The 23449-nt window shown below is 68.5% G+C and carries 25 protein-coding genes and 1 pseudogene; 14 read left to right on the top strand and 12 right to left on the bottom strand.

Features of this window, described 5'->3' with window-relative positions; genetic code table 11:
- The first annotated feature begins 11 nt into the window (after positions 1-11).
- Positions 12-1598: a phospho-sugar mutase gene (locus HT102_RS08610; RefSeq protein WP_192039128.1), complete on the top strand. Its 1587-nt coding sequence runs from the start codon at positions 12-14 to the stop codon at positions 1596-1598.
- Between the two features lie 209 nt (positions 1599-1807).
- On the opposite strand, the gene upp is transcribed toward HT102_RS08610, so the two are convergent.
- On the bottom strand, positions 1808-2437 hold the full coding sequence (upp, locus tag HT102_RS08605; RefSeq protein WP_192039009.1) for a uracil phosphoribosyltransferase: 630 nt from the start codon (positions 2435-2437) through the stop codon (positions 1808-1810).
- Positions 2438-2614: 177 nt separating this feature from the next.
- Between upp and HT102_RS08600 the strand changes: the two genes are divergently transcribed.
- The 5 genes from HT102_RS08600 to HT102_RS08580 are packed head-to-tail and all read left to right on the top strand — an operon-like array spanning position 2615 to position 5824.
- Entirely contained in the window at positions 2615-2935 is a 321-nt protein-coding gene (locus HT102_RS08600; RefSeq protein ID WP_192039008.1) for a type VII secretion target, read from the top strand.
- Positions 2932-3963: a C40 family peptidase gene (locus tag HT102_RS16170; RefSeq protein WP_192039007.1), complete on the top strand. Its 1032-nt coding sequence runs from the start codon at positions 2932-2934 to the stop codon at positions 3961-3963. The genes HT102_RS08600 and HT102_RS16170 overlap by 4 nt, the downstream gene beginning before the upstream one ends.
- Entirely contained in the window at positions 3960-4265 is a 306-nt protein-coding gene (locus HT102_RS08590) for a hypothetical protein (RefSeq protein WP_192039006.1), read from the top strand. Before HT102_RS16170 ends, HT102_RS08590 begins: the two co-directional genes overlap by 4 nt.
- Positions 4262-4567 carry a YbaB/EbfC family nucleoid-associated protein gene (locus tag HT102_RS08585; protein WP_192039005.1) on the top strand — a complete coding sequence of 102 codons (306 nt, stop codon included), beginning with the start codon at positions 4262-4264 and terminating at the stop codon, positions 4565-4567. Before HT102_RS08590 ends, HT102_RS08585 begins: the two co-directional genes overlap by 4 nt.
- Positions 4568-4576: 9 nt before the next feature.
- Positions 4577-5824, top strand: coding sequence for a primosomal protein (locus HT102_RS08580; RefSeq protein ID WP_192039004.1), 1248 nt, complete (start codon positions 4577-4579; stop codon positions 5822-5824).
- Between the two features lie 195 nt (positions 5825-6019).
- On the opposite strand, the gene HT102_RS08575 is transcribed toward HT102_RS08580, so the two are convergent.
- The 5 genes and pseudogenes from HT102_RS08575 to HT102_RS08560 all read right to left on the bottom strand — a co-directional run bounded on the left by HT102_RS08575 (position 6020) and on the right by HT102_RS08560 (position 10551).
- Positions 6020-7114, bottom strand: a complete 1095-nt coding sequence (locus HT102_RS08575) for an adenosine deaminase (RefSeq protein ID WP_192039003.1) — start codon at positions 7112-7114, stop codon at positions 6020-6022.
- 258 nt (positions 7115-7372) lie between these two features.
- Positions 7373-7813, bottom strand: coding sequence for a hypothetical protein (locus HT102_RS16070; RefSeq protein WP_232845189.1), 441 nt, complete (start codon positions 7811-7813; stop codon positions 7373-7375).
- 477 nt (positions 7814-8290) lie between these two features.
- Positions 8291-8416: pseudogene (locus HT102_RS16425) on the bottom strand (type IV toxin-antitoxin system AbiEi family antitoxin domain-containing protein); the annotation flags it as partial.
- Positions 8417-8804: 388 nt separating this feature from the next.
- The gene (locus HT102_RS08565; RefSeq protein ID WP_192039001.1) at positions 8805-10085 is read right to left on the bottom strand and encodes a thymidine phosphorylase; all 1281 of its coding nucleotides are present in this window, start codon (positions 10083-10085) and stop codon (positions 8805-8807) included.
- Between the two features lie 40 nt (positions 10086-10125).
- Positions 10126-10551, bottom strand: coding sequence for a cytidine deaminase (locus tag HT102_RS08560; protein WP_333473362.1), 426 nt, complete (start codon positions 10549-10551; stop codon positions 10126-10128).
- A 250-nt stretch (positions 10552-10801) separates the two neighbouring features.
- On the opposite strand from HT102_RS08560, the gene sdhC reads away from it, so the two are divergent.
- From sdhC to HT102_RS08535, 5 genes are all read left to right on the top strand, one after another.
- Entirely contained in the window at positions 10802-11206 is a 405-nt protein-coding gene (gene sdhC, locus HT102_RS08555; protein WP_192038999.1) for a succinate dehydrogenase, cytochrome b556 subunit, read from the top strand.
- Positions 11206-11658, top strand: coding sequence for a succinate dehydrogenase hydrophobic membrane anchor subunit (locus tag HT102_RS08550; RefSeq protein ID WP_192038998.1), 453 nt, complete (start codon positions 11206-11208; stop codon positions 11656-11658). Before sdhC ends, HT102_RS08550 begins: the two co-directional genes overlap by 1 nt.
- 11 nt (positions 11659-11669) lie before the next feature.
- The gene (sdhA, locus tag HT102_RS08545; RefSeq protein ID WP_192038997.1) at positions 11670-13436 is read left to right on the top strand and encodes a succinate dehydrogenase flavoprotein subunit; all 1767 of its coding nucleotides are present in this window, start codon (positions 11670-11672) and stop codon (positions 13434-13436) included.
- Positions 13436-14212: a succinate dehydrogenase iron-sulfur subunit gene (locus HT102_RS08540; RefSeq protein ID WP_192038996.1), complete on the top strand. Its 777-nt coding sequence runs from the start codon at positions 13436-13438 to the stop codon at positions 14210-14212. The genes sdhA and HT102_RS08540 overlap by 1 nt, the downstream gene beginning before the upstream one ends.
- Positions 14213-14388: 176 nt before the next feature.
- The gene (locus HT102_RS08535) at positions 14389-14553 is read left to right on the top strand and encodes a hypothetical protein (protein WP_187774260.1); all 165 of its coding nucleotides are present in this window, start codon (positions 14389-14391) and stop codon (positions 14551-14553) included.
- 71 nt (positions 14554-14624) lie between these two features.
- Here the strand turns inward: HT102_RS08535 and HT102_RS08530 are convergent, their stop codons facing one another.
- Complete coding sequence (locus tag HT102_RS08530) at positions 14625-15215, bottom strand: RBBP9/YdeN family alpha/beta hydrolase (protein WP_192038995.1); 591 nt, start codon at positions 15213-15215, stop codon at positions 14625-14627.
- 8 nt (positions 15216-15223) lie between these two features.
- Positions 15224-15673 carry an NUDIX hydrolase gene (locus HT102_RS08525; protein ID WP_192038994.1) on the bottom strand — a complete coding sequence of 150 codons (450 nt, stop codon included), beginning with the start codon at positions 15671-15673 and terminating at the stop codon, positions 15224-15226.
- Positions 15674-15922: 249 nt separating this feature from the next.
- On the opposite strand from HT102_RS08525, the gene HT102_RS08520 reads away from it, so the two are divergent.
- On the top strand, positions 15923-16108 hold the full coding sequence (locus tag HT102_RS08520; RefSeq protein WP_192038993.1) for a hypothetical protein: 186 nt from the start codon (positions 15923-15925) through the stop codon (positions 16106-16108).
- 233 nt (positions 16109-16341) lie between these two features.
- Here the strand turns inward: HT102_RS08520 and HT102_RS08515 are convergent, their stop codons facing one another.
- Positions 16342-17814: an MFS transporter gene (locus HT102_RS08515; protein ID WP_192038992.1), complete on the bottom strand. Its 1473-nt coding sequence runs from the start codon at positions 17812-17814 to the stop codon at positions 16342-16344.
- Positions 17815-17962: 148 nt separating this feature from the next.
- Here HT102_RS08515 and HT102_RS08510 point away from each other — a divergent pair, with 148 nt between their 5' ends.
- Positions 17963-18628, top strand: coding sequence for a TetR/AcrR family transcriptional regulator (locus HT102_RS08510; RefSeq protein WP_192038991.1), 666 nt, complete (start codon positions 17963-17965; stop codon positions 18626-18628).
- 21 nt (positions 18629-18649) lie between these two features.
- Here HT102_RS08510 and HT102_RS08505 read toward each other — a convergent pair whose 3' ends face one another.
- Positions 18650-20146, bottom strand: coding sequence for a glutamate--cysteine ligase family protein (locus HT102_RS08505; RefSeq protein WP_192039127.1), 1497 nt, complete (start codon positions 20144-20146; stop codon positions 18650-18652).
- Positions 20147-20274: 128 nt separating this feature from the next.
- Here HT102_RS08505 and HT102_RS08500 point away from each other — a divergent pair, with 128 nt between their 5' ends.
- Positions 20275-20733 (top strand): peroxiredoxin, encoded by a 459-nt coding sequence (locus HT102_RS08500; protein WP_192038990.1) that lies wholly within the window; start codon positions 20275-20277, stop codon positions 20731-20733.
- 194 nt (positions 20734-20927) lie between these two features.
- Here HT102_RS08500 and HT102_RS08495 read toward each other — a convergent pair whose 3' ends face one another.
- Together HT102_RS08495 and HT102_RS08490 are read right to left on the bottom strand one after the other, a co-directional pair.
- Positions 20928-22730, bottom strand: coding sequence for an AMP-dependent synthetase/ligase (locus HT102_RS08495; RefSeq protein ID WP_192038989.1), 1803 nt, complete (start codon positions 22728-22730; stop codon positions 20928-20930).
- Positions 22731-22740: 10 nt separating this feature from the next.
- The gene (locus tag HT102_RS08490) at positions 22741-23427 is read right to left on the bottom strand and encodes a hypothetical protein (RefSeq protein ID WP_192038988.1); all 687 of its coding nucleotides are present in this window, start codon (positions 23425-23427) and stop codon (positions 22741-22743) included.
- Positions 23428-23449: the final 22 nt, after the last annotated feature.

The raw sequence follows: 23449 nt of genomic DNA, 5'->3' as shown, positions 1-23449 counted from the left end.
CGCCAGCCGGCCTGCGAGAAAACGTGGCCCGCTGGATCGATGATGATCCCGACCCGGCGACGCGGACCGAGCTCGCTGGCCTGCCCGACGCCGAGCTCGCGGAACGCTTCTCCGGGCCACTGGCGTTCGGCACCGCCGGCCTGCGCGGTCCCGTCCGGGCCGGGCCCAACGGCATGAACGTCGCCGTGGTCACCCGCACCACCGCGGGCGTCGCGTCCTGGCTGCACGACCGCTGCCTCGGCGGTTCCCGCATCATCGTCGGCCGCGACGCCCGCCACGGCTCCGTGGAGTTCGCCCGCGCCACCGCCGAGGTATTCGCCGCCGCGGGCTTCGCGGTCACCCTGCTGCCCGGGGCGCTTCCCACGCCGGTGCTCGCGCATGCCTGCCGCGCCACCGGCGCCGCCGCGGCCGTCCAGATCACCGCATCGCACAATCCGCCCGCCGATAACGGCTACAAGCTGTACCTTGACGGCGGCGCGCAGCTCGTTTCCCCTGCCGACCGGGAGATCGAGGCCGCCATCGCGCGCGTCGGCCCGGCCCGCTCGGTCCCGCGCTCGCCGGTCGAGCCATCCGGGGCCGAGCTCGTCGAGCAGTACCTCGCGACGGTCGCCGCCTTGCCCCGCGGCGCCTCCCGCGATGCGCGCATCGCGCTGACGCCGCTGCACGGAGTGGGGGGCGAGATCGCGGTGGAAGCGCTGCGCCGCGCGGGATTCACCGATGTGCACGTCGTGGAGAAGCAGTTCGCCCCCGACCCCGACTTCCCCACTGTCGCCTTCCCCAACCCCGAGGAGCCCGGCGCCACCGATCTGCTGCTCGAGCTCGCCCGCTCCATCGAAGCGGACGTGGCCATCGCACTCGATCCGGACGCCGACCGGTGCGCGGCGGGCGTGCCCGGGCCCTCTGGGTGGCGGATGCTGCGCGGGGACGAGGCCGGGGTGCTGCTCGGCGACGACATCCTCGCCGCGACCAGCGGCGATCGCCTCGTCGCCACCACCATCGTCTCCTCCAGCATGCTCGGCCGCATCGCCGCCGCCCACGGCGCCCGCTACGCCGAGACCCTCACCGGGTTCAAGTGGCTCGTCCGCGCCGGGCAGGGGCTCGTGTTCGCCTACGAGGAAGCGATCGGCCTGTGCGTGGACCCCATGAATGTCCGCGACAAGGACGGTATCTCCGCCACCGTCGCGGTATGCGACCTCGTGGCGCGCCTCAAGCAGCGATCACGCACCCCGCTCGGCGAGCTGGACCGGCTCGCGGTCGAGCATGGCGTGCACGTCACCGACCAGGTATCCCGCCGCTTCGATGACCTCGGCGGGATCACCGCAGCCATGGCACGGCTGCGTGCCGCGCTGCCCAAGCAACTAGGCGGGGAGCCCGTGAGCGTGGACGACCTGCACGCCGCGCGCGGGCAGCGGCGCACCGATGCGGTCATCCTCCGCACCGATCACCTGCGCGTCGTCGTGCGGCCCTCGGGCACCGAGCCGAAGCTCAAGTGCTACCTGCAGGCCGTGGCTGATGTCACCGGAGGCAACCTCGATGCGGCTCGCGCGCGGGCCGAGGAGACCCTCGAGCACGGGCGCGCGCTCGCCCGCGCGCTGTAGCGGGGGCGGCAGGGGCGCCGACCAGGCTGTCGGGCTTGGCGGTCGTCGGCATACCGGCTTCCCGCCACCGTTGATTGGTTCCTCCCACCGATATGCCCCGCTGCCACCCAAATACGGGTGGCAGGAGCAGCGCGTGGGTGGCAGCTATCGCGCTTGGGTGGCAGGAGCAGCAAGAGGCGCCACTAGGCGCCGAGGCCAACGCGCAACGGCTAGATGTTGCGCGGCCCGAACTGGCGATCACCAGCATCACCGAGCCCCGGCACGATGAACGCGTCGTCATTGAGCCGGTCATCGATAGCCGCGGTGACCACGCGCACCGGGTAGCCCGACTCCTCGAGCGCCCGCAGGCCCTCCGGCGCGCACACCACGCACAGCGCCGTGATGTCGGTAGCGCCTCTGTGCGCGAGCAGGGCAAGCGTGTGCAGCAACGAGCCACCGGTGGCGAGCATCGGATCGAGCACAAAAACCGGCAGGCCGCCCAGATCCTTCGGCAGCGCCTCGAGGTAGGGCCGTGGCTCGTGGGAGTGCTCGTCCCGTGCCATGCCCACGAATCCAGCCTGGGCCTCGGGAATCATCATGCTGGCCTGATCAACCATGCCCAGCCCGGCCCGAAGCACCGGCACGAGCAGCGGTGGCGCCGCGAGACGCGATCCCCGCGCTGTCGCGACCGGGGTCTGGACGTCGAACACCTCCGTCGCGGCATCGCGCATGGCCTCGTAGACCAGCATCTGGGTGAGCTCGCGCAGCGCCGAGCGGAACACCGCGCGGTCACTGCCGGCATCGCGCAACGTCGTGAGCCGGACAGCTGCCAGGGGATGATCAACGACCCGTGTCTCCATGACTCGCGAGCCTATCCGCTCCACGCGGGCCATGCCGGCAGTCGCCGCCAGATATGACATCCAAACTTTTTCGGTTCACCGGGAACCAAACGGGTGCCCCGGTGCGTCCAAGTTTCTTGTAGCGACCAATATGCGACCTCCGCGCCCCGCGCGCGGATCTACAGAGAGGTGTTGCGCATGACCGGGATCACCGCGGACCCCACCGCCCTCGACGAGTTCGGCAGGCGGATGAAGCAGCAGTCCGCGGAGATCGCTGGGCTCGCCGAGGCCGTCACGGCACTGCGGCCCGAGGCCGCGGCGCACGCGCTGGGGCCCATCGGGGCCAGCTTCCTCGCCGCGTGCGCCGCAGCGCACGAGCGCTACCGGCATCATGTCGCCGCCACGAGCGCGGCATGCGCCCACAGTGCCGACGCCGCGCACCAGGCCGCCGAGCTGTACCTCCGCAGTGACATCGACAGCGCTGCCCGCCTCGCCCAGGCGGGAGGAATCTCCCGATGATCGACGTGATGCTCCTGAAGAAGCCGCTCGACGATCTCGCCGCGACACTCGGTACCGGAATCGTTGCCGGCGCTGATCCGGTAGCCGAGCTCACCCGCGTCGCCGCCACCCTGCACCAGGTCGGCGATGCGGGAATGAACGCCGCCAGGCAGCTCGAGCCTTCCTGGCAGGGCCTCGCCGCGGAGGCCGCCGCGAACGCCTCGCGGGAGATCACCGCCGCCACCGATGTCCTCGCGCAGGATGGGGAGCAGCTCAGCGTCAATTGGCTCGCCGCGCTCGAGGCAGTCCTGCGCGGCGTAGGCGATCTCGCCCTCATTGGCGCATCGTTCGTCACCGTGCTGCAGAACTCCCAGGCATTGCTGAGCAACCCGATCGGGCAGCTCGTCCTGCTCAAGGAGGCGCTCGCTCACCTGTCCCGCGCCATCGATGTCGTCATCCGGCTGAGCGGGGAGCTCAGCGAGGCTTCCGGCAACCTCGACGCCATTGGCACTGGCATGCCAGCCCTGCCCGGCGCCGGGGCCGCTCCTCTGGCCTCGTCGGCGATGCATGCCCTGGGGCCGTCGCTCGGCCCGGACGGCGCCTCCGTCACCCTGGCCTCCGACAGTGGCAGCAGCGACTACTCCGGGATCACCGGCGGCACCATCGTCCGGCTGCCCGACGGAAGCACCACCGTGGCTCCGACCCCCGAGGCGGCCGCCGCGGTGCGCAACGCGCTCAGCCAGCAAGGCGTCCCCTACGTGTGGGGCGGCACCTCGCCCGGAGCGGGATTCGACTGCAGCGGCCTCACGCAATGGGCCTACCGGGAGAGCGGTATCGAGATCCCCCGGCTCGCCCAGGAGCAGAACATCGGCACCCCCGTCGCGGTCGAGCAAGCGATGGCCGGTGATCTCGTCGTCTGGGACGGCCACGTCGCAATGGCCCTGGGCAACGGCCAGATGGTCGAGGCCGGCGATCCGGTGAGCGTCTCCGCGATCCGCACCGACAACCTCGGGCAGGCGTTCTACGGCGTGTACAGGCCCACCGCATGAACGGGGTCACGGTGAGCACGGACGAGAATGGCCTGCCCGAGCGAATCGATCTATCCAGCAGGGCACTTCGCCTCGGCGGGGACCAGCTCGCCACAGAGATCCTGCGGCAATGCCACCAGGCAGCCACGATCAGTGGGGCACGGGCGCGCCAGGAGCTCGCCGCCCTTGGCATCGACCGGCGCACCCTCGACGCGGTGGGGCTGCCCACCCTGGCAGACATCGCCGAGGCCGAGGCGGTTGCAGGGCCCGCCGCCATGCTCGATCGGCCCACCATGCTCGACCGGATAGGAATCGCCCGGTGATCGATTTCGAGGAGACCCTGCGACGAGCGCGGGCCCAGCGCGACGCGCTCGACGATGCCCTCTCCAGCCTCGCGGGCCTGCGCGGGCGCGGCGCGAGCGCCGAGGGCCAGATCGTCGCCGAGGTATCGGCGCGGGGCACGCTCGTGGGGCTCGAGATCGGCGATGCCGTCACCCGCCTTCCCGCGCACAAGGTCTCGGAACTGATCCTCGAAGCCATAAGCCAGGCTGCTGCGGCAGCGGCGGAATCACGGCTCGCCCACTACGCTGAGCTGAGTCGTGCTTTCAGCGCGACCGATGGCTAGGCTGTGCGCATGGCAGGAGACATCGTCCCCATCGAGCTTGGTCTGACCGACGGCGACGTCGTGACGCTGTGGGCACCGCAGTGGCGCGAGGGCGACGACGAATGGCAGGCCCTCCTTGGCCGTGACGAGGACTTCTTCGTATTCGACGGGGTCGCTGAGCTCGCCGCGTTCATCCGGAACGACGATGACCACGACCTCGCCGAGCATCCGTCCTGGCATGTCGTCAAGGCATTGTCCGCCGCCGAGCTCGAGCCCGACGATGAGCATGTCTTCGACCTCGTGGGCGTTCCCGAGCTAGCCGCGGGCACCCCCGACGCCTTGACCGTCGCCGAGCTCGACGACATCCTGGCCATGGCCCGCAACCTCGGTGATGTCTGCGACCTCGATGTCGTCATCGAGTTCTTCGACTCCAATCCCGACCTCGGCAAGCTCGCGCTCGGCCATGCAGCCTTCACCGGATCCAGCGGCGCCAAGGCATGGACCCAGATCGGCAAGACCATCGTCAACGGCTGGGACGCCGTGCTTGATGCCATCGACGAGGCAGTGACGACGCCGGCTGTCGACAAGGCGGCCGTGGCGCTCGCGGAGGCCGAGCTGCTCGCCGCCGACGAGAACGATGTCGAGGCAGACGATGCCGCCGAGGACAGCGACGACGTCGACCCGCTCGACGAGGACGAAGGCGATGACGAGGACGACGAGGACGACGAGGACGACTTCTGGACTCACGTCGGGATCGATCCCATCAAGATCATCAATGGGCCTGACGAGCTCTACACGCTGCGCTGCTACCTCGACGACGTACCCATATTCCTCGGCAAGGACGGCACCATCCTCGCCTTCCGCACCCCCCGCGCCCTCGCCCGCTACCTCGCCGACCCGCACGACAATGAGCTAGCCGAGGTCAGCACCTACCCCGAGATCGCGACCGCCGCCACCGACGGATCCCTCGAGATCAGCGTCATCGACGACAACACCTACCTGCTCACAGGCCTCGTCGAGGACCTCGCGGCGGGGCGGGAGCACGTCGACGCCGAGCAACTCGATCTCGCCGTCGAGCTTCTCAACGACGCCGCCGACTTCGCCGACGATGACTCCGTCGAGAACGCCCTCGCCAAGACCACCCCCCTCGGCTGGTACATCTCCTACCTGCTCAAGCCCGACCCCAATCGGCTAGCGCCCGCCGCGCCGCACGACACCGAGGCAGCCGCGTTCCGCGAGCTCCTCCACGAGCTCGAGGGCCGCCTGCGCATCCTGTGAGCCCGCGTTCAGGCGCGCGCGGCGCGGGAGCGTGCGCGCGGCGCGGAGCGCGCGGCGCGGGAGTGTGCGATAAGCGACAGCTTCACCGCGAAATGCTGTCGTTCTTCGCACACTCGCCGGGTGAGCGGCGGCGCCAGCACACTCGCCGGGTGAGCGGCGGCGCCAGCACCCGGGGCCCGCCGCGCCGCGGCGCCGCTAGCCGACTAGCACCGCGTAGCCTGGCTTGATCACGTCATCGATCAACGCTAGCCGCTTGTCGAACTGATAGAACGCCGACTTCATCGCATTGATGGTGAAGCGCTCCAGATCGCTCCAGCCATAGCCAAACGCCTCGACGAGCTTGAGCATTTCCTCGCTCATCGAGGTGTGGCTCATCAACCGGTTGTCCGTGTTCACCGTCACCCGGAACCGCAAGCGTGCCAAGGTATCGAACGGATGCTCCGCGATGCTCGAGGCGGCCCCGGTCTGGACGTTCGAGCTCGGGCACAGCTCCAGCGGAATCCGCTTGTCCCGCACATAGTTCGCCAGCAAGCCCAGCTCTGCCAAGCCATCCGCCCCCACCACGATGTCATCCATGATGCGCACCCCGTGCCCCAGCCGATCGCACCCGCAGTACGCCACCGCCTCCTGGATCGACGGCAGACCGAAAGCCTCCCCCGCGTGAATCGTGAAGTGCGCGTTCTCTCGTTGCAGGAACTCGAACGCATCCAAATGCCTGGACGGCGGGAACCCCGCCTCCGCGCCCGCGATGTCGAACCCGCACGCGCCCTGGTGCCGGAACCGCACCATCAGCTCCGCGATCTCCCGCGATCGCGCCGCGTGGCGCATCGCCGTCACCAGGCACCGCACCACGATCTCGCGGCCCGACTCTGCCTGGACCGCACGCATGCCGTCCTCGAAGCCCCCGATCGTTTGCTCCATTACCTCATCGAGCGACAAGCCGCCGTCGAGGTGCTGCTCCGGCGCGAAGCGAACCTCTGCATACACCACCCCATCGGCGGCCAGGTCCTCCACGCATTCCCGCGCTACCCTCCGCAGGGCGGCCGACGTCTGCATCACCGCCACTGTGTGCGCGAACGTCTCCAGGTACAGCTCCAGCGAACCGCTATCCGCGGCCTCCCGGAACCATGCCCCGAGCTCCGCCTCGTCGCGCGAGGGCAAACCCTCGTAGCCGATCTCATCGGCCAGCTCGATCACCGTGCGTGGCCGCACCCCACCGTCAAGATGATCATGCAGCAACACCTTCGGGGCCAGGCGGATCGAAGCCAGATCAAGAGGGGCGGCAGTCATGCCCACGACGGTAGCGGAACGCTGCAGCGCTAGCAGGGCATCGCTGGCCGGAGCTGGCGGTTGGCGAGGGGCAGGATGAAGGCGCTGGCGCTGGTGGCAAGACTGCCTCCTGATGGGCTGGGCGACGCGCTAAGGCACACACGATTTGCTGGTCAATGTCACGTTTCCGAGGTCGCGTCGCGGTGTGTCGCGTGACATTGGCTAGCAGATTTGCTCGGGCGAGGGTGGCCAACCAGCCGACCCGCCAACCCGACCAGTTCACCGCGGCAACCGTACGCAGCGTGGCGCTGGAGACGGCCAGTCCTCGGGCGCCGGTTCCACTGGCCCTGTCCCGGGCACATGCATCCACCACTGGATCGGAACACTGCGCGCCGGATTCCGCGCAAGGAGCCCGGCCATGCGGGTGCCGAGATCATCAAGGTCCTTGGTGTGCTTGTGCCCGAACCGGAGCAGGTCCAGGCCGCACTCGTTGCGGAGGATCCAATCGCGCTCGCTCTGGCGCAGGACAATGCTGTGCGCATCCGGCCGATGGTTGTACTTGACGGCACCATCCGCCTCCATTGCCGCCCAGTGATGCGGCCACAAGCCATCGACACGAAATTGCGGATAGCCGGGGCCAACCCAGGCATTCGGCACCATGCCGGGCAGCCCGGCCTGGATGCTGGCGAACCTGCCAAGGCTCTCGAGCGGAGACTCCACAGCCGGTGACGCGTGAGCGGCGATCCATCGCGCCCGGGCCGCGCCTTTCCATCCCGCCACCAGACAGCTCGGCTCGGTGAGATCCGCACCCCGCCGCGCCGCCGCGTCGGCCCCCCTCAGCGCCGTCGGCAACGGGGCCTCGAGTGCCACAGTGGCCGCTGCCATTCCCATGCTCACGACGCGCGCCCCCCGGGCGACATCGAGATGGTGCTCCAGCAACGTCGCCCGGCGCACCCGCGCCACGGCCGAGGACCATCCACCTGCGCTACCGCGTGACGGCGCGATCGCTTCCAGGTATCGCGGCGGGCGCCCGTGCGACGGCAATCCCCACATGGATGCAGCTGACCAGCCCGAGAGATGCAGCGCCTCGTTCGCGTTGCGCGCGAAGGCGGCCACGCACAGGGCAAACATCTCCCATGGTGGCAGCCTCTGCCCCGGATCAGCGTCCGCATACATCGTGGGCAGGGGGCGCACCAGCCTCCCCGATCCCACGAGCCGTGCGAGCCTTTGCCTGCTGATCCCGGATTCACGGGCCTCAGTTGCGTGAATGACGCCCCCATGTCGTCGCAGGAGGTAGCGGATGTCGTCTGGAATGGATCCCACGGGGGCCAATAGTGCCGTTTCGCTCCGGCTGGTCGGGGTTGCCAGCCGTGATCTGTGGATAGGTCGCCGGCCATCCACAACGAGGCGGGACGGAGGGGCTCACACGCTAGCGCTGCGGGACATGGCAGGCGCTGCATGCCCGGCCCCAGCGAGTGCTGGATGCCGGGCGCTTCCCGCTGGGCACTTTCCGCTGGGCGCCTCCCAACGGCTGCTTCCCAACGGCTGCTTCCCAACGGCTGCTGCTTGATGTCACCTTTCCGCGGTCGTGTCGCGGCGTGGCGCGAGACATTGGCTAGCAGATTTCCCGAGGAGGCTCCCACCAGCCACCCACCAGCCTCCCACCAGCCACCGGCAGCCACCCACCAGCCACCGGCAGCCAGCGGACCGCCTACGCGATGCGCTCGTGCACGAGCACCTGCCGGGACGCGGAATCCCCGATGCTCCACGCGCCATCGAGCGCGGCAAGGGCGGCCGGGAAGCGCTCGGGGGTGTCGGTGTGCAGCGTGATGAGGGGTTGGCCGGCATTGATGGTGTCGCCGACCTGGACGTGCCATTGGACGCCGGCACCGGCCTGCACGGGGTCGCCAAGCTTCTGGCGTCCGGCGCCGAGCCGCCAGGCTGCGATTCCCACGCCCATGGCGTCGAGGTGGGTGAGGACGCCGCTCTCGGGGGCGGTGATGGTCTCGGTGGCGCGCGCGGTGGGCAGTTCGGCGTCGGGGTCGCCGCCCTGGGCGCGGACCATCTGCTTCCAGGTGTCCATCGCGCGGCCGTCGGCGAGGGCGTCAGCGGGGTCGACGCTGGTGATGCCTACGGCGTCGAGCATCTCGCGGGCGAGGGCGAGGGTCAGCTCGATAATGTCGGCGGGTCCTCCGCCTTGCAGGACTTCCACGGATTCGCGCACTTCGAGGGCGTTGCCGGCGGTCAGGCCGAGGGGGGTGCTCATATCGGTGAGCAGCGCGGTGGTGCGGACTCCGGAGTCGTTGCCGAGGTCGACCATGGTGCGGGCGAGCTCGCGCGCGTCGTCGAGGTTCTTCATGAATGCTCCGGCGCCGGCCTTGACGTCGAGGACGAGCGCGCTGGTTCCCTCGGCGATCTTCTTGCTCATGATGGAGCTGGCGATGAGCGCGATCGATTCGACGGTTCCGGTGACGTCGCGCAAGGCGTAGAGCTTCTTGTCGGCGGGGGCGAGGCCGCTTCCGGCGGCGCAGATAACGGCACCGACGTCGTGGAGCTGGGCCAGCATCTCGTCGTTGGATAACGCTGCGCGCCAGCCGGGGATCGATTCGAGCTTGTCGAGGGTGCCGCCGGTGTGGCCGAGACCGCGGCCGGAGAGCTGGGGCACCGCGGCGCCGCACGCGGCGACGAGCGGCGCGAGGGGAAGCGTGATCTTGTCGCCGACACCGCCGGTGGAGTGCTTGTCGACGGTGGGCGTGCCGAGGTGCCGGAAGTCCATGCGCTCGCCGGTGCGGATCATTGCGTGGGTCCAGCGGGCGATCTCGGCGCGGTCCATGCCGCGCAGCAGGATGGCCATCGCGAGCGCGGACATCTGCTCGTCGTGCACTTCGCCGCGTGTGTAAGCCTCGATGATCCAGTCGATCTGCCCGGCGGTGAGCGCGTGGCCGTCGCGCTTCGCGCGGATAACAGTGACGGCGTCGTGGTGGTGGCTCATGGCTAGCTGGCTGCTCCTTGGCTGGGGTTGGTGGGCGGCGCTATTGCTGCCCGGCGGCGTATTCGTCGGGGCCGAACGCGCGCGGGAGCAACTCGCTGAGCGGGATTGGGCCGTCGGCGGAGCCGATGAGCATGGTGGGTCCGCCGTGCTCGTGGAGGAGCTGCCGGCAGCGTCCGCATGGCATGAGGTACTCGCCGCGGCTGTCGACGCAGGCGAGGGCAGCGAGCCGTCCGCCACCGGTGGTGTGGAGCTGAGCGACGACGCTGCATTCGGCGCACAGGGTGAGCCCGAATGAGATGTTTTCCACATTGCAGCCTGTGATGATCCGGCCATCAGTCGTGGTAGCCGCAGCTCCGACGGGGAATCGCGAGTAGGGGGCGTAGGCGTTGCGCATGGTTTCGATTGCTGCGCTACGCAGGGTTTTCCATTCAGCTACCATGGTCATCACCGTGGTTTCGTGTCGGATTTTCTGTTGGTGGGACAGGGTGGGCCACGGCCATGCAACTGAATATGGCAAGGCAACCCTAAATAATACCCGCAGGTCAAAACCTTATATCCGGCTGCAACCCACGGAACTGGAGGGACTACAGTTCTCTGTGTCAGCTTAGGTTCACGCCGGACCTCTGTCGCGAAGCGCCCTGCTGACACACACAACACAGGGACGCGCCTGACGGGACCTGCGGCGCCCACCGATGACACTGGAGGCAGAGCTCTCAATGACCAGCACACAAGACGCCACTGGGCAGGTGGTGCGCACACGATCGATATACCGGGGCGATCCCGGCATGTGGTCCTGGGTCCTCCATCGGATCACAGGCGTCACTCTCTTCTTCTTCTTGTTCGTGCACGTCCTCGACACCGCGCTCGTCCGGGTCAGCCCCGAGATGTATGACGCGGTCATCGAGACGTACAAGAACCCTGTTGTCGGCACGCTCGAGCTCGGACTGCTCGGCGCCGTCGTCTATCACGCGTTCAATGGCCTCCGTGTGATCCTCATCGACTTCTGGTCCAAGGGGCCGAAGTACCAGCGGGTCATGTTCTACATCGTGCTCGCCCTCTCGGTCGCGATCATGATCCCCGCCTCTGGCCGCATCTTCTACTTGCTGTTCGGGAGCTTGTGATGACTTCTTCGGAGACCCCCGCCGCCAAGACCGTGGCCACGTCCTACGATCGCCCCGCCGCGTTGTCGCTGCCCCGCACCCCGCGGCGCAGCAACACCAACAACTTCGAGATGTGGGCATGGCTTTTCATGCGCATCTCCGGGCTGCTGCTGATCTTCCTGGTCATCGGCCATATCTCGATCATGCTGCTGCTCGATGACGGCGTGCATCGCATCAACTTCGCGTTCGTCGCTGGCCGCTGGGCAAGCCCGTTCTGGCAGTTCTGGGACCTGTCCATGCTGTGGCTCGCGCAGCTGCACGGCGGCAACGGCCTGCGCACGGTCATCAATGACTACGCGCGCAAGGACTCGACCCGCTTCTGGCTGCAGACGCTGCTGGCCATCTCGATCGTGCTCATCACCGTGCTGGGCACGTACGTAATCTTCACGTTCGACCCGAACATCACAGGCTGAGCGAGGCACACATGCAAGAACACCGTTACGACGTGATCATCGTCGGCGCTGGCGGCGCCGGAATGCGTGCCGCCATCGAGGCTGGTCCGCGCGCCCGCACCGCCGTGCTGACGAAGCTCTACCCCACCCGTTCCCACACCGGCGCGGCCCAGGGCGGCATGTGCGCCGCGCTGGCGAACGTCGAGGAGGACAACTGGGAGTGGCACACCTTCGACACCGTCAAGGGTGGCGACTACCTCGTTGACCAGGACGCCGCGGAGATCATGGCCAAGGAGGCCATCGACGCGGTCCTCGACCTCGAGAAGATGGGCCTGCCGTTCAACCGCACGCCCGAGGGCAAGATCGACCAGCGGCGCTTCGGCGGCCACACGCGCGACCACGGCAAGGCGCCGGTCCGCCGTGCCTGCTACGCCGCGGACCGCACCGGCCACATGATCCTGCAGACCCTCTACCAGAACTGCGTCAAGCACGGCGTGGAGTTCTTCAACGAGTTCTATGTGCTCGACCTGTGCCTGAGCGAGACCCCCGAGGGAACCGCCGCCACCGGCGTGGTGGCCTACGAGCTGGCCACCGGCGAGATCCACGTCTTCCATGCGAAGTCGATCGTGTTCGCCACCGGCGGTTCCGGCCGCATGTACAAGACCACCTCGAACGCCCACACCCTCACCGGTGACGGCATGGCGATCGTGCTCCGCAAGGGCCTGCCGCTCGAGGACATGGAGTTCCACCAGTTCCATCCCACAGGCCTCGCGGGCCTCGGCATCCTCATTTCCGAGGCGGTGCGCGGCGAGGGCGGCATCCTCCGCAACGCCGACGGCGAGCGCTTCATGGAGCGCTACGCACCGACCATCAAGGACCTCGCCCCGCGTGACATCGTGGCCCGGTCCATGGTGCTCGAGGTCCTCGAGGGACGTGGTGCCGGACCGGACAAGGACTACGTCTACATCGACGTGACCCACCTCGGCGCGGACGTGCTCGAGGAGAAGCTGCCGGACATCACCGAGTTCTCCCGCACCTATCTCGGCGTGGACCCGGTCACGGAGCTCGTTCCTGTGTTCCCCACTTGCCACTACGTGATGGGCGGCATCCCCACCCTGGTCACCGGCGAGGTGCTCAAGGACAACGACACCGTAGTCAAGGGCCTCTTCGCGGCCGGCGAGTGCGCGTGCGTGTCCGTGCATGGCGCGAACCGCCTGGGCACCAACTCACTGCTCGACATCAACGTGTTCGGTCGCCGCGCCGGCATCGCTGCCGCCGACTATGCCGCCCAGTCGGAGCTCGTGCCGCTGCCCGAGTCCCCCGAGGGCATGGTGGAGGAGTGGATGAAGCTCATGCTGTCCGATCGCGGCGACGAGCGGGTCGCCGATATCCGCATCGAGCTGCAGGCGACCATGGACCGCAACGCTTCGGTGTTCCGCACCGAGGAGACCCTCAAGCAGGCGCTCGAGGATGTCCGCGTGCTCAAGGAGCGCTACAGCAGAGTCCAGGTGCAGGACAAGGGCAAGCGGTACAACAGTGATCTCCTCGAGGCCGTGGAGCTCGGGTTCCTGCTCGAGCTGGCCGAGGTCACCGTGGCCGGCGCCCTGAACCGGAAGGAATCCCGCGGCGGACATGCCCGCGAGGACTACCCGGACCGGGACGACACCAACTTCATGCGCCACACCATGGCGTACAAGAAGGTGCCGAAGGACAGCCGCGCTCCGCTGATCTCTGACATCACGCTGGACTACAAGCCAGTGACCTTCACCCGCTACGAGCCGATGGAGCGTAAGTACTGATGACTGCCACCGTTTCCGCCGAGACAGGCCAGCGTCCACTTCCGCCGGTTCCCGAGGGCGCGACGATGGTCACGCTCAAGATCCGGCGCTTCAACCCGGAGGACCCGGACGCGCAGGGCTTCGAGGAGTTCGAGGTCCCCGCGCTGCCGTCCGACCGGCTGCTGAACCTGCTGCACCACGTCAAGTGGTACCTCGATGGCTCGCTGACGTTCCGTCGCTCCTGCGCGCACGGCGTGTGCGGCTCCGACGCGATGCGCATCAACGGGGTCAACCGGCTCGCCTGCAAGATCCTCATGAAGGATCTGCTGTCGAAGGACGGGAAGCCGATCACCATCACCGTCGAGCCCATCCGTGGATTGCCCGTCGAGAAGGACCTCATCGTCGACATGGAGCCGTTCTTCGACGCGTTCCGTGCCGTCAAGCCCTTCCTCATCGCGCACGGCCAGGAACCCACGCGCGAGCGCATCCAGTCCCAGGATGACCGGGCACGCTTCGACGACACCACCAAGTGCATCCTGTGTGCTTGCTGCACCACCTCGTGCCCCGTGTTCTGGCACGATGGCTCCTACTTCGGGCCCGCGGCGATCGTCAACGCGCACCGGTTCATCTTCGACAGCCGCGACGAGGGTGCTGCCGAGCGGCTCGAGATCCTCAACGACATGGACGGCGTGTGGCGCTGCCGCACCACCTTCAACTGCACCGAGTCCTGCCCTCGCGGCATCCAGGTGACGAAGGCGATCCAGGAGGTCAAGCGGGCACTGCTGTTCGCCCGCTGACCACCGCCAGCTACACGAGGGGCACCCCGCGCCAGGGGTGCCCCTCTTTGCGTTCCCCGCTCGGGACACACTCGCTTGAGACACCCGGGGCCACCTGCGCACGGGCCGCGACGGCCATGGCAGCGCGGTAGGCTAGTGGAGGGCACGCCGGCCCGCTCGAAACTAGGGAGACCCCGATGTCAGATCATGTCCTCCACCACCACGAGCCGCCGAACGATGACCTTGCCATGCGCGCCACCAACATCGTGGCCTCGCATAGCGAGAACGCGAAGGAATGCCGCGAATTCCTCGACATGCTCGGTCTCGACACCACCCCTCCCCCGGTAGTGCCGGCGGACTGAGGCCCGCAGCCCAGCGATCGGCTAGCGATCCACCGGCCCATGATCCCGCGAGCAAGGCCTGCTGGAACACGTCACTGCGCCTCCTGCGCCGCAGCCGCGAGGACCTCTGCCAGGGCCTCGGGCAGCTCGTCCTCCAGGAAATGACCCCCGCCCGGAACCGTTATGTCCCGCGCCCCGAGCGCCTCAGCGAGCTGCGCGGATAGCTCGGGCGGGACGATCTCGTCGTCGTCCGAGTGGATGACGGCGGCATGACGGACACGAGCACCCAGCGCGGTCGCATCCAGCCCCTGCCCCTGCCCTTGCCCCTGCCCGATGCACGCATCGAGCTCGGGCAGGCCAGGAAGCGTTCCGAGGAATCCAGCGACCAGGACGAGGCCACCGAGGCGCCAACCGCCGCCGAGGGCATCGAGGTGGCGCAGCAGCGACAAGCACCCCAGGCTGTGACCGATCAGCACGGTCTCGTCGTCAACGGGCCCGATCGCCCGCGCGAGCTCCGCCTCCCAGGCACCGCTGTCTGGCTCATCCGGGCTGGGTAGCACCACCCGATGCACCTCGTGGCCCCGGTTCGCGAGCTCGTCATCGAGCCAGGGGAACCAATGCTTGCCCGTATGGGCGCTATAGCCATGCACGATGATCGCGCGCACCGTGCCTCCTCGCTGCACCGTGCCTCCTAGGGACGAACCTGGCCGATGCTCAGGGGCCGCCGGAGCTCGGGGAGGATCTTGTCCGCGAGCAAGGGTGCCAGGGCAATATTGCCATGATCGTCAGAGAGTTCGAGCCAGCGGATCTCGGCGATCTCACCGCCGGGCTGGATGACCTGGTAGCCGTGCGGCGCGGCAAGGGCTGCCGTGTCGGTGACGTAGACAGTGGCATCCACACGACGATTCCGCTCGTTGGCGGCAGGGGCGGTCCATCTGCCCAGGAACCTGAGCGACGCGGAACCGAGCTCGACGGAGATCTCCTCGCGGCATTCGCGGATCGCCGCGGCGTGGATGGACTCGCCCGGCTCGGGCTTGCCTCCCGGCAGCATGAACCGCTGCGTGCCCGCCTTGCGGACGAGCAGGATGCGCTTCCCCTCGTGGAGGATGCACACCGCTGCCACGGTGATCGGTCGATTCACGTTCGGGTTCCTGTCGTGATGTGTGCACTCGAGGAGTTGTGCCGAGGTCAGGACGCCATCGCTCAGGCTACCGCCCTCCGGTAGCTAGGTGCTTCGTCGTGGAGGGAAGTGCGACCAACACAACAGAACACGCTGTGGTCACAGTCGGCTAACCAGTGGAAGCCAAGCCATGCACGCGGTCCCGGCATCATTCAAGATCGTGTTGGCAGTGTTCAAGCTGGCCTCATTCCCTACCGTGCTAGGAGCCCCATGCGTCCCCGGACTGCGAACCGGATCACCCGCGTCGCGCTGCTCGTCGCGGTCCTGAACATCGGACTCGCCGGCACCGTGGCCTACGCTCTCGATGCCGAGGCAACAGCCTCGAGCACCATCAGCGTCGTTGAAACGGCGCCCTCGGGCTCCCCGGGCAACACCACGATCTGCTCGGTGAGGTAGGCCGCTCGCCTGGTCGCAGGTGCCCGCGCCGCTGGTGGTGGGCGCCCGCGCCGCTGGTGGAAACTTTTCCCGCCCTGAGGGGGGAAAGTTTCCACTTCCGGAGCCGCAAGCCCCCGAACGGAGCCACCATCGCCAGCCGCGGAGCCGCAAGCCCCCGAACGGAGCCACCAGCGCTAGCCACCATCGCTAGCCACCAGCGCGAGCCACCATCGCGAGCCACCGGCCCACGACGGTCAATGCGCGACGACGGGCGCGCCCTGCTGGGCGGGAAGCTGGCCGGTCCGGAACAGGGTGCCGGCGACGATAGCGCCGATGACGAAGATCCCGGCGCCCCAGGCGAAGGCTGTCGTGTAGCTCTCCATGGCAGCCTGGACGGCGCCACCGCTGCCGCCACCCGCGAGGTAATCCGATGCCGCGGTCGCAGCGAGGGTGCTGAGCAGCGCGGTACCGATGGAGCCGCCCACTTGCTGCATGGTGTTCATGGTGGCGGAGGCGATGCCGGCATCAGCGGGCGCGACCCCGGATACGGCGGACTGGATGGATGAGGCGAAGATCGCGCCCATGCCGAGTCCCATGATCACCAGCGACGGGAGGATATGCGCGAGGTAGCTGCTCCCGATCTCGATCTGGGTGAGCCAGGCGAGGCCGAGGGCGCCGAGCATCATGCCGGTGGTGACGAGGGGTCGCGGTCCGTGCTTGGGCAGCAGGACGGCGTTGATGACGATGGAGGAGATCATGATCATCATCACCATGGGCAGGAACGCGAGCCCGGTGCGGATGGGTGAGTATCCGACGGTGACCTGCAGGTAGTAGGTGAGGAACAGGAACACGGCGAACATGCCGCTGCCGGCAAGGAACATCGACAGGAACGCGGCGCCGCGGGTGCGGTCGAGGATGATCTTCAGCGGGAGCAGGGGGTGCTCGACCCGGTTCTGGAGGTAGACGAACGCCGCGAGCCCCACGACGCCAGTGGCGATCCAGGCGAGGGTGGAGGTGGCGGTCCAGCCGTTGTGCTCGGCGCTCGAGAATCCGAAGACGATGGCGAACAGCGCGACCGAGCCGACGAGGGTGCCGGGGATGTCCAGACGAGGCCGGGTGGTGGAGCGCTGGGGGTCTAGCAGGATGGCCGCGCCGATCAGGGCGACTCCGGCGAAGAACACGTTGACCAGCAGCGTCCAGCGCCAGTCGGCCCATTCGGTGAGGACGCCGCCGAGCAGGAGCCCGACGCCTGCTCCGGACCCGGCGATGGCACCAAAGATGCCAAATGCCTTGGCGCGTTCCTTGGGGTCGGTGAAGGTGGTGGTGAGCAGGGCGAGGGCGGTGGGGGCGAGCAGCGCGCCGAAGATGCCTTGCCCGGCGCGGGCGGCGACGAGGATCTCGAAGCTGGGGGCGAGCCCGCCGACGGCGGAGGCGGCCGCGAAGCCTACGAGGCCGGTGAGGAAGGTGACGCGGCGCCCGAAAAGGTCGGAGAGGCGTCCACCGAGCAGGAGCAGGCTGCCGAAGGTGAGCGCGTAGGCGATGATGACCCATTGCCGGTCGGAGTCGGTGAAACCGAGGTCGGCCTGGGCGGCGGGGAGGGCGATGTTCACGATGGTGGCGTCGAGCACCACCATGAGCTGGGCGATGCCGAGGACGGCGAGGACGAGCCAGCGGCGGTCACGCTGGGTTCCGGCGCCGGGGCTCGCGAGGGGCGTGGTGGTGGTCATGGGGATCGGCTCTGCTTCCGTGCTGGCGGGCTTGTACTGATGCGGCTTTGCAGGATCTTTACTAAGTGGAGTTTCCATCTCCGCTTCTCACAACTTATGATCGTAAGCGGAGATTCCCCCTCCGAATAGATCCGTGAGGTGAATCACAATGACCGACGCGCCCAACACCCCATTGCGCGCCGACGCCGAGCGCAACCGGCAACGCATCATCGAGACCGCGCGCGAGCTCTACGCCACCCAAGGGCTCGCCATCACCCTCGACGAGGTAGCCCGCGCCGCCGGTGTCGGTGTCGGCACTGTCTACCGGCGGTTCGCCAACAAGCATGAGCTCATCGAGGCACTGTTCGAGCTCAGCCTCACCAACCTCGCCGAGGCCGCCGAGCAGGCCCTCGCCGACCCCGACCCCTGGGACGGGGACACACGGCTCGCCGAGCACGCCTGCCAGCGCCTCGCCGTCGACCGAGGGCTATCCGAAGTGGTCATCGGCCGCGAGAACGACCGCGAGCGCATTTCCCAAGCCGCCGAACGCATGCGCACCTCGTTCGCGGCGGTGTTCGATCGCGCGCACGATGCTGGCGCGCTCCGGCCCGATGCCACCCTCTCCGACCTCTTCGCCACCATCCACATGGTGGCCAACTTCGCGAGCTTCTCGGGCCCCGTCGCGCCCGATGCGTGGCGCCGCTACCTCACGCTGTTCCTCGACAGCCTGCGCGGCGATCGCGAGCACCTTCCCCTGCCCGTCGCCAGCCTCACCCCCGAGCAAGTCAGCCGCGCCAAGCAACTCCTGCAGCAGCGGCACGCGCCACTGGATTGACCGCAGCTCGAGCCTTGCGAGCTACCAGGGCCAGGTGTGCACCGGGTCGCCCGCCCGCATCAGCTCCGCGTACTCGGCCAGCATCCGGGGCAACGCCTCCTGCCGCGTCATCCCGGACTTCTCGAGCCGCGCCACCATCCGGCGCTGCCAACCCGCGCCATTGCGACGCTGCAAGCACCGCTCCTCGATGATCGACAAGTACCGGTCGCGAACCCCCGCTGCCACCCCGTAATCGGAGAGCCCCTGCTCCGCGAGCGGCAGCAACCAGCGCAGCGCGAGCTCATCGGGCCCCACATCGCCGCACGACGGCCAATACAGCCGCGCATCCATGCCATGCCTGGCGGCATTCCCCAGGTTGGTCTGTGCCGCGTCGAACGACATCTGTGTCCACGCGGGCCGGTCCGCATGGGCCAGCGCATGCACCACGCCGTAGTAGAAGGCAGCATTCGCCATCGTGTCGATCACCGTCGGCCCGCCCGGCAGCACCCGGTTCTCCACCCGTATCTGCGGCTTGCCCTCCACCACCGCGTATACCGGCCGGTTCCACCGATAGATGGTGCCGTTGTGCATCGCGAGCTCCGCGAGCGACGGCGTCTCCCCCGCTTCGAGGCGGGCAAGCGGCGCCTCCTCGGTGGCCTCGGGCAGCAGAGCCGGGAAGTAGCGGGCGTTCTCATCGAACAAATCGAAGATCGACGTGATCCACCGCTCCCCGAACCACACCCGGGGACGCACGCCCTGGTTCTTCAGCTCCAGCGAGCGAGTGTCGATGGCCTGCTCGAAAACCGGGATGCGGCTCTCGTGCCACAATGCCGTCTGCGCGAGGAACGGCGAGTTCGCGCCCAGCGCCACCTGCACGCCCGCCACGCACTGCGCGGCATTCCAGTACGCCGCGAACATGTCCGGATCCACCGCGAGGTGCAGCTGCACCGAGGTGCACGCTGCCTCGGGCAGCACCGAGGTGCAATCGATGCGCAGCCGCTCGGCTCCACCGTCCAGCCCGGTGCCACTGATATCGATCTCGATATCCTCGCCCCGCGCCGCGAAGATCTGCTCATTGAGCAGCGCATAGCGCGGATTGTCGGTGATCCATGCGGCATCGAAGTGCTCCGTGCGCAGCGTCGGCAGCATCCCCGTGAGCACCACGCGCGCGCCGTTGCGCGAGGCCATGTCGTCGGCGTGCTCCAGGGACCGGCGCAGCCCCATCTCGACCTCGCGGATCGACTCCCCCGCCAACGGCGCGGGCGCCACGTTCAGCTCGATATTGAAGCGGCCCAGCTCGGTCTGGTAGTCATTGTTCGCGATCGCGGCGAGCACCTGATCGTTCGCCTTCGCCGGTTCCATTGCCGCATCGACGAGGTTGAGCTCGACCTCCATGCCCAGTAGCGGCACCGCCCGATGGCTGTCGAACGCGCCGTCGTGCAGCATTCGCTCCAGCGCCTCAGTGCATTCGTGCACCTTTCGGCGGAACAAGCGCCGGTCCTCGTGAGTGAACCGGATCGCCGTGACCTCCGCGCCCATCGCCGCCGCCTTTCCTCGGGAACCGGTGGTACCGACCATAGTGGCCAATCGCCTGCCGCACGGCCATACCGGTCCGGGCATTCCCGCTCGCGCTGAAGTCCACGGCCAGCAGCGGTAATCTCAGCCGTGTGAACACTGGAGACAAAGCCCCCGACTTCGCCCTTCCCGACCAGTTCGGGACCGTCCGCTCCCTCGACGAGCTCCTCGCCGACGGCCCCATCGTGCTCTTCTTCTACCCGGCCGCGAACACCCCTGTCTGCACCGCCGAGGCTTGTCACTTCCGCGATCTCTCCGCCGACTTCGCTACCGCCGGAGCAGCACGCGTCGGCATCAGCACCGACGACATGCAGACCCAGTCGGGCTTCGCCACCGCCCAGGAGATCGACTACCCGCTGCTGTCCGACACCGACGGCACTGTCGCCGCCCGCTTCGGCGTCAAGCGTGGCCTGCTCGGCAAGCTCGCTCCGGTCAAGCGCAAGACGTTTGTCATCGACACCGATCGCACGATCCTCGGCGTCATCTCCAGCGAGTTCAAGGCCAACGCCCACGCCGACGAGGCCCTGCAGATCCTCGCCAGCCGCTCCTGAACCACGTGGATGGGGCACCACCAGCACCACATGATGGCGCCCCATCCACGGTGGTCGCGCGGGCTTCGGCACTCGGCGCTGATCCCAAGGATCTGCTAGCCAATGTCACGTTCACGCAGTCGTGTCGCGGCGCGGCGCGTGACATTGACCAGCAGATTCGAGCCCGTGAGCAGAGGTCGCCAGGCCCCGCCCGATCACCGGCCGTAGAGGGCCTCGATATCGGCGGCGTGTTCCTTGGCGACGATGGCGCGCTTGAGCTTCATCGACGGCGTGAGCTGCCCCTCCTCCACGGTCCAGTCGCGGGGCACGATCCGGTGGGCCCGCACGGATTCGGCCTTGGAAACGGCCTTGTTGCCCTCGGCGATGGCGCTGTCGATCTCGGCAAGCAGCTCGGCGTCCTCGATCAGGCCCGCTGCGGACGGGGTCTTGCCACGAGCCAGCGCCCAGGGCTCGAGAGCCTCGGCGTCGAGCGTGATGAGCGCGCCGACGAAGGGCTCGTTGTCGCCGACGACCATGACCTGGCTGATCAGCGGATGGGCGCGGATGCGGTCCTCGATGACGGCGGGCGCGACGTTCTTGCCGCCCGCGGTGACAATGATCTCCTTCTTCCGCCCGGTGATGGTGAGATAGCCATCCTCGTCGAGGGTGCCGATATCGCCGGTGTGGAACCAGCCATCGGGTTCGAGCGCCTCGGCGGTGGCGGCGTCGTTGTTCCAGTAGCCGCCGAACACCATGGGCCCGCGGGCAAGCACCTCGCCATCGTCGGCGATGCGGATGGTGGTACCGGGCACGGGCTGCCCCACGGTGCCCATGCGCGGAGCCTCGGGCGGGTTGACGGTGATGGCGGCCGTCGTCTCAGTGAGCCCGTATCCCTCGAGGACGGTGAGCCCGATTCCGCGGTAGAAGTGCCCCAGCCTCGTCCCGAGGGGCGATCCGCCGGAGATGGCGTGGGTTGCCAGCCCGCCGAGGGTGGCGCGGAGCTTGCGGTAGACGAGCACGTCGTAGACCTTGTGGCGGGCGCGCAGCGACCAGGCGATGCGGCCGTCGTCGATGGCCTCGCTGTAGGCGATGGCGGTCGCGGCGGCGCGGGCAAAGATATTTCCCTTGCCCGCGGCGTCGGCCTTGCGCGCGGCACCGTTGTAGACCTTCTCGAAGACGCGGGGGACGGCGAGGATGAAGGTGGGCTGGAACTCAGCGAGGTCGTCGAGGAGAGTCTTGATGTCGGGCGAGTGGCCGAGCACCACTCCGGCGTGCACGCAGCCGAGCTGGATGACGCGGGCGAAGACATGCGCGAGCGGCAGGAAGAGCAGGGTGGCGCTGCCGGGGCGATCGAACACGTCGGCGAGCTGCGTGGTGACGTTGGTGACCTCGCCGAGGAAGTGGCCGTGGGTGAGCGCGCACCCCTTGGGCCTGCCGGTGGTGCCGGAGGTGTAGATGAGCGTCGCGGGGGTGGTGGAGCGGAGCCCTTCGCGACGGTGCGCGACGGTGTCGTCAGCGAGTCCGGTGCCGAGGTCGCGGAGCGCCGTGAGCGAACGCGCGGGATCGGTTGCGGGGCCCTCGATCTGCCAGATGTCGCAGTCGTTGCCATCGAGGACCGTGGCGACGGTGAGGGCGAGCGCGGGCGACTCGGCGATGCAGGCGACGGCCCCGGAGTCGGAGAGGATCCAGTGGATCTGCTCGGCGGAGGACGTCTCGTAGATCGGCACCGTGATCGCGCCCGCGCTCCAGATCGCGAAGTCGCACAGCGTCCACTCGTAGCGGGTGCGGGAAAGCAGTGCCACGCGGTCGCCGGGCTCGATGCCGCTGGCGATGAGCCCCTTGGCGAGATCGTCGACCTCGCGCAGGAATCCTGCCGCGGTCACGTCGATCCAGTCGCCGTCGGCCTGCCGCTGGAAGGCGATGCGAGTGGGGTCGGTGAAGGCGTTGCGCACGATCATGTCGGTGAGGCTGTCGCCGGGCTCGACGTGCTGCGCTGGGGGGACGGTCATCTCGCGCATGGAGGGGCTCCTAGGTGGTGGTGATGAGGGATCGGATGGCGGCGCGGCGCTCCGCGCTGGTGGGGTTTCGGTCGAAGCGCAGGGCTCGGATCGCTTCGGCCTCGCGGAGGAAACGCGGCAGTGCGTCCTCCGCGCCGGCGCTGACGCTGACGTGGGTGGAGGCGGGCAGCGCGGCGCGGGCCCGGGCGTCGAGATCGAGCAGCGCCGGGGTCCAGGCGGTTCCGGGCGGGAGCAGGAACGCGACGGGCACGGCGATGCGCGCGAGGTCGAGGCAACGGTCACCCAGGTGCGTGTGACCCGCGTGCTGGCGCCCGGGCAGGGCCGCATCGTCGAGCGTGCCGGCGAGCACGGTGATCGAGGCGATCGGCAGGTGCGGGAACTCCGCCGCGCACACCAATGCCCGCTGGCCAGCGATGTCGCGGCCGACGAGGTGGACGGGGGCGCCGTCCGCCGCGCGGCTGGCCGCGACGATGGCGTGCGGCAGCAGCTCGTGGACCCAGCGGCGGGTGCTGGGCTCGCGCATCGTCAGGGGCAACGGCCAGGGCAGGCGACGTCCCTCGACGCGGGACTGGGCGTGGCCCGGCACGTCGAGCGCGGGCTCGCGCGGAGCCGTGGCGACGTGGAGGACGGGAGCGGTCGGCTGGGCGGCGATGCGTGGCCGCAGCGAGTGGATGGGGCGAGGGGCGAGGATGGTCATGGTGTTCTCCTGGCGGGGTTGG

The sequence above is a fragment of the Lolliginicoccus lacisalsi genome (genome assembly GCF_014841105.1).
In the GTDB taxonomy this organism is placed as follows: domain Bacteria; phylum Actinomycetota; class Actinomycetes; order Mycobacteriales; family Mycobacteriaceae; genus Lolliginicoccus; species Lolliginicoccus lacisalsi.
The sequence above is the reverse complement of the archived record's forward strand: the minus strand, read 5'-3'. Positions and strand labels throughout refer to the sequence as shown.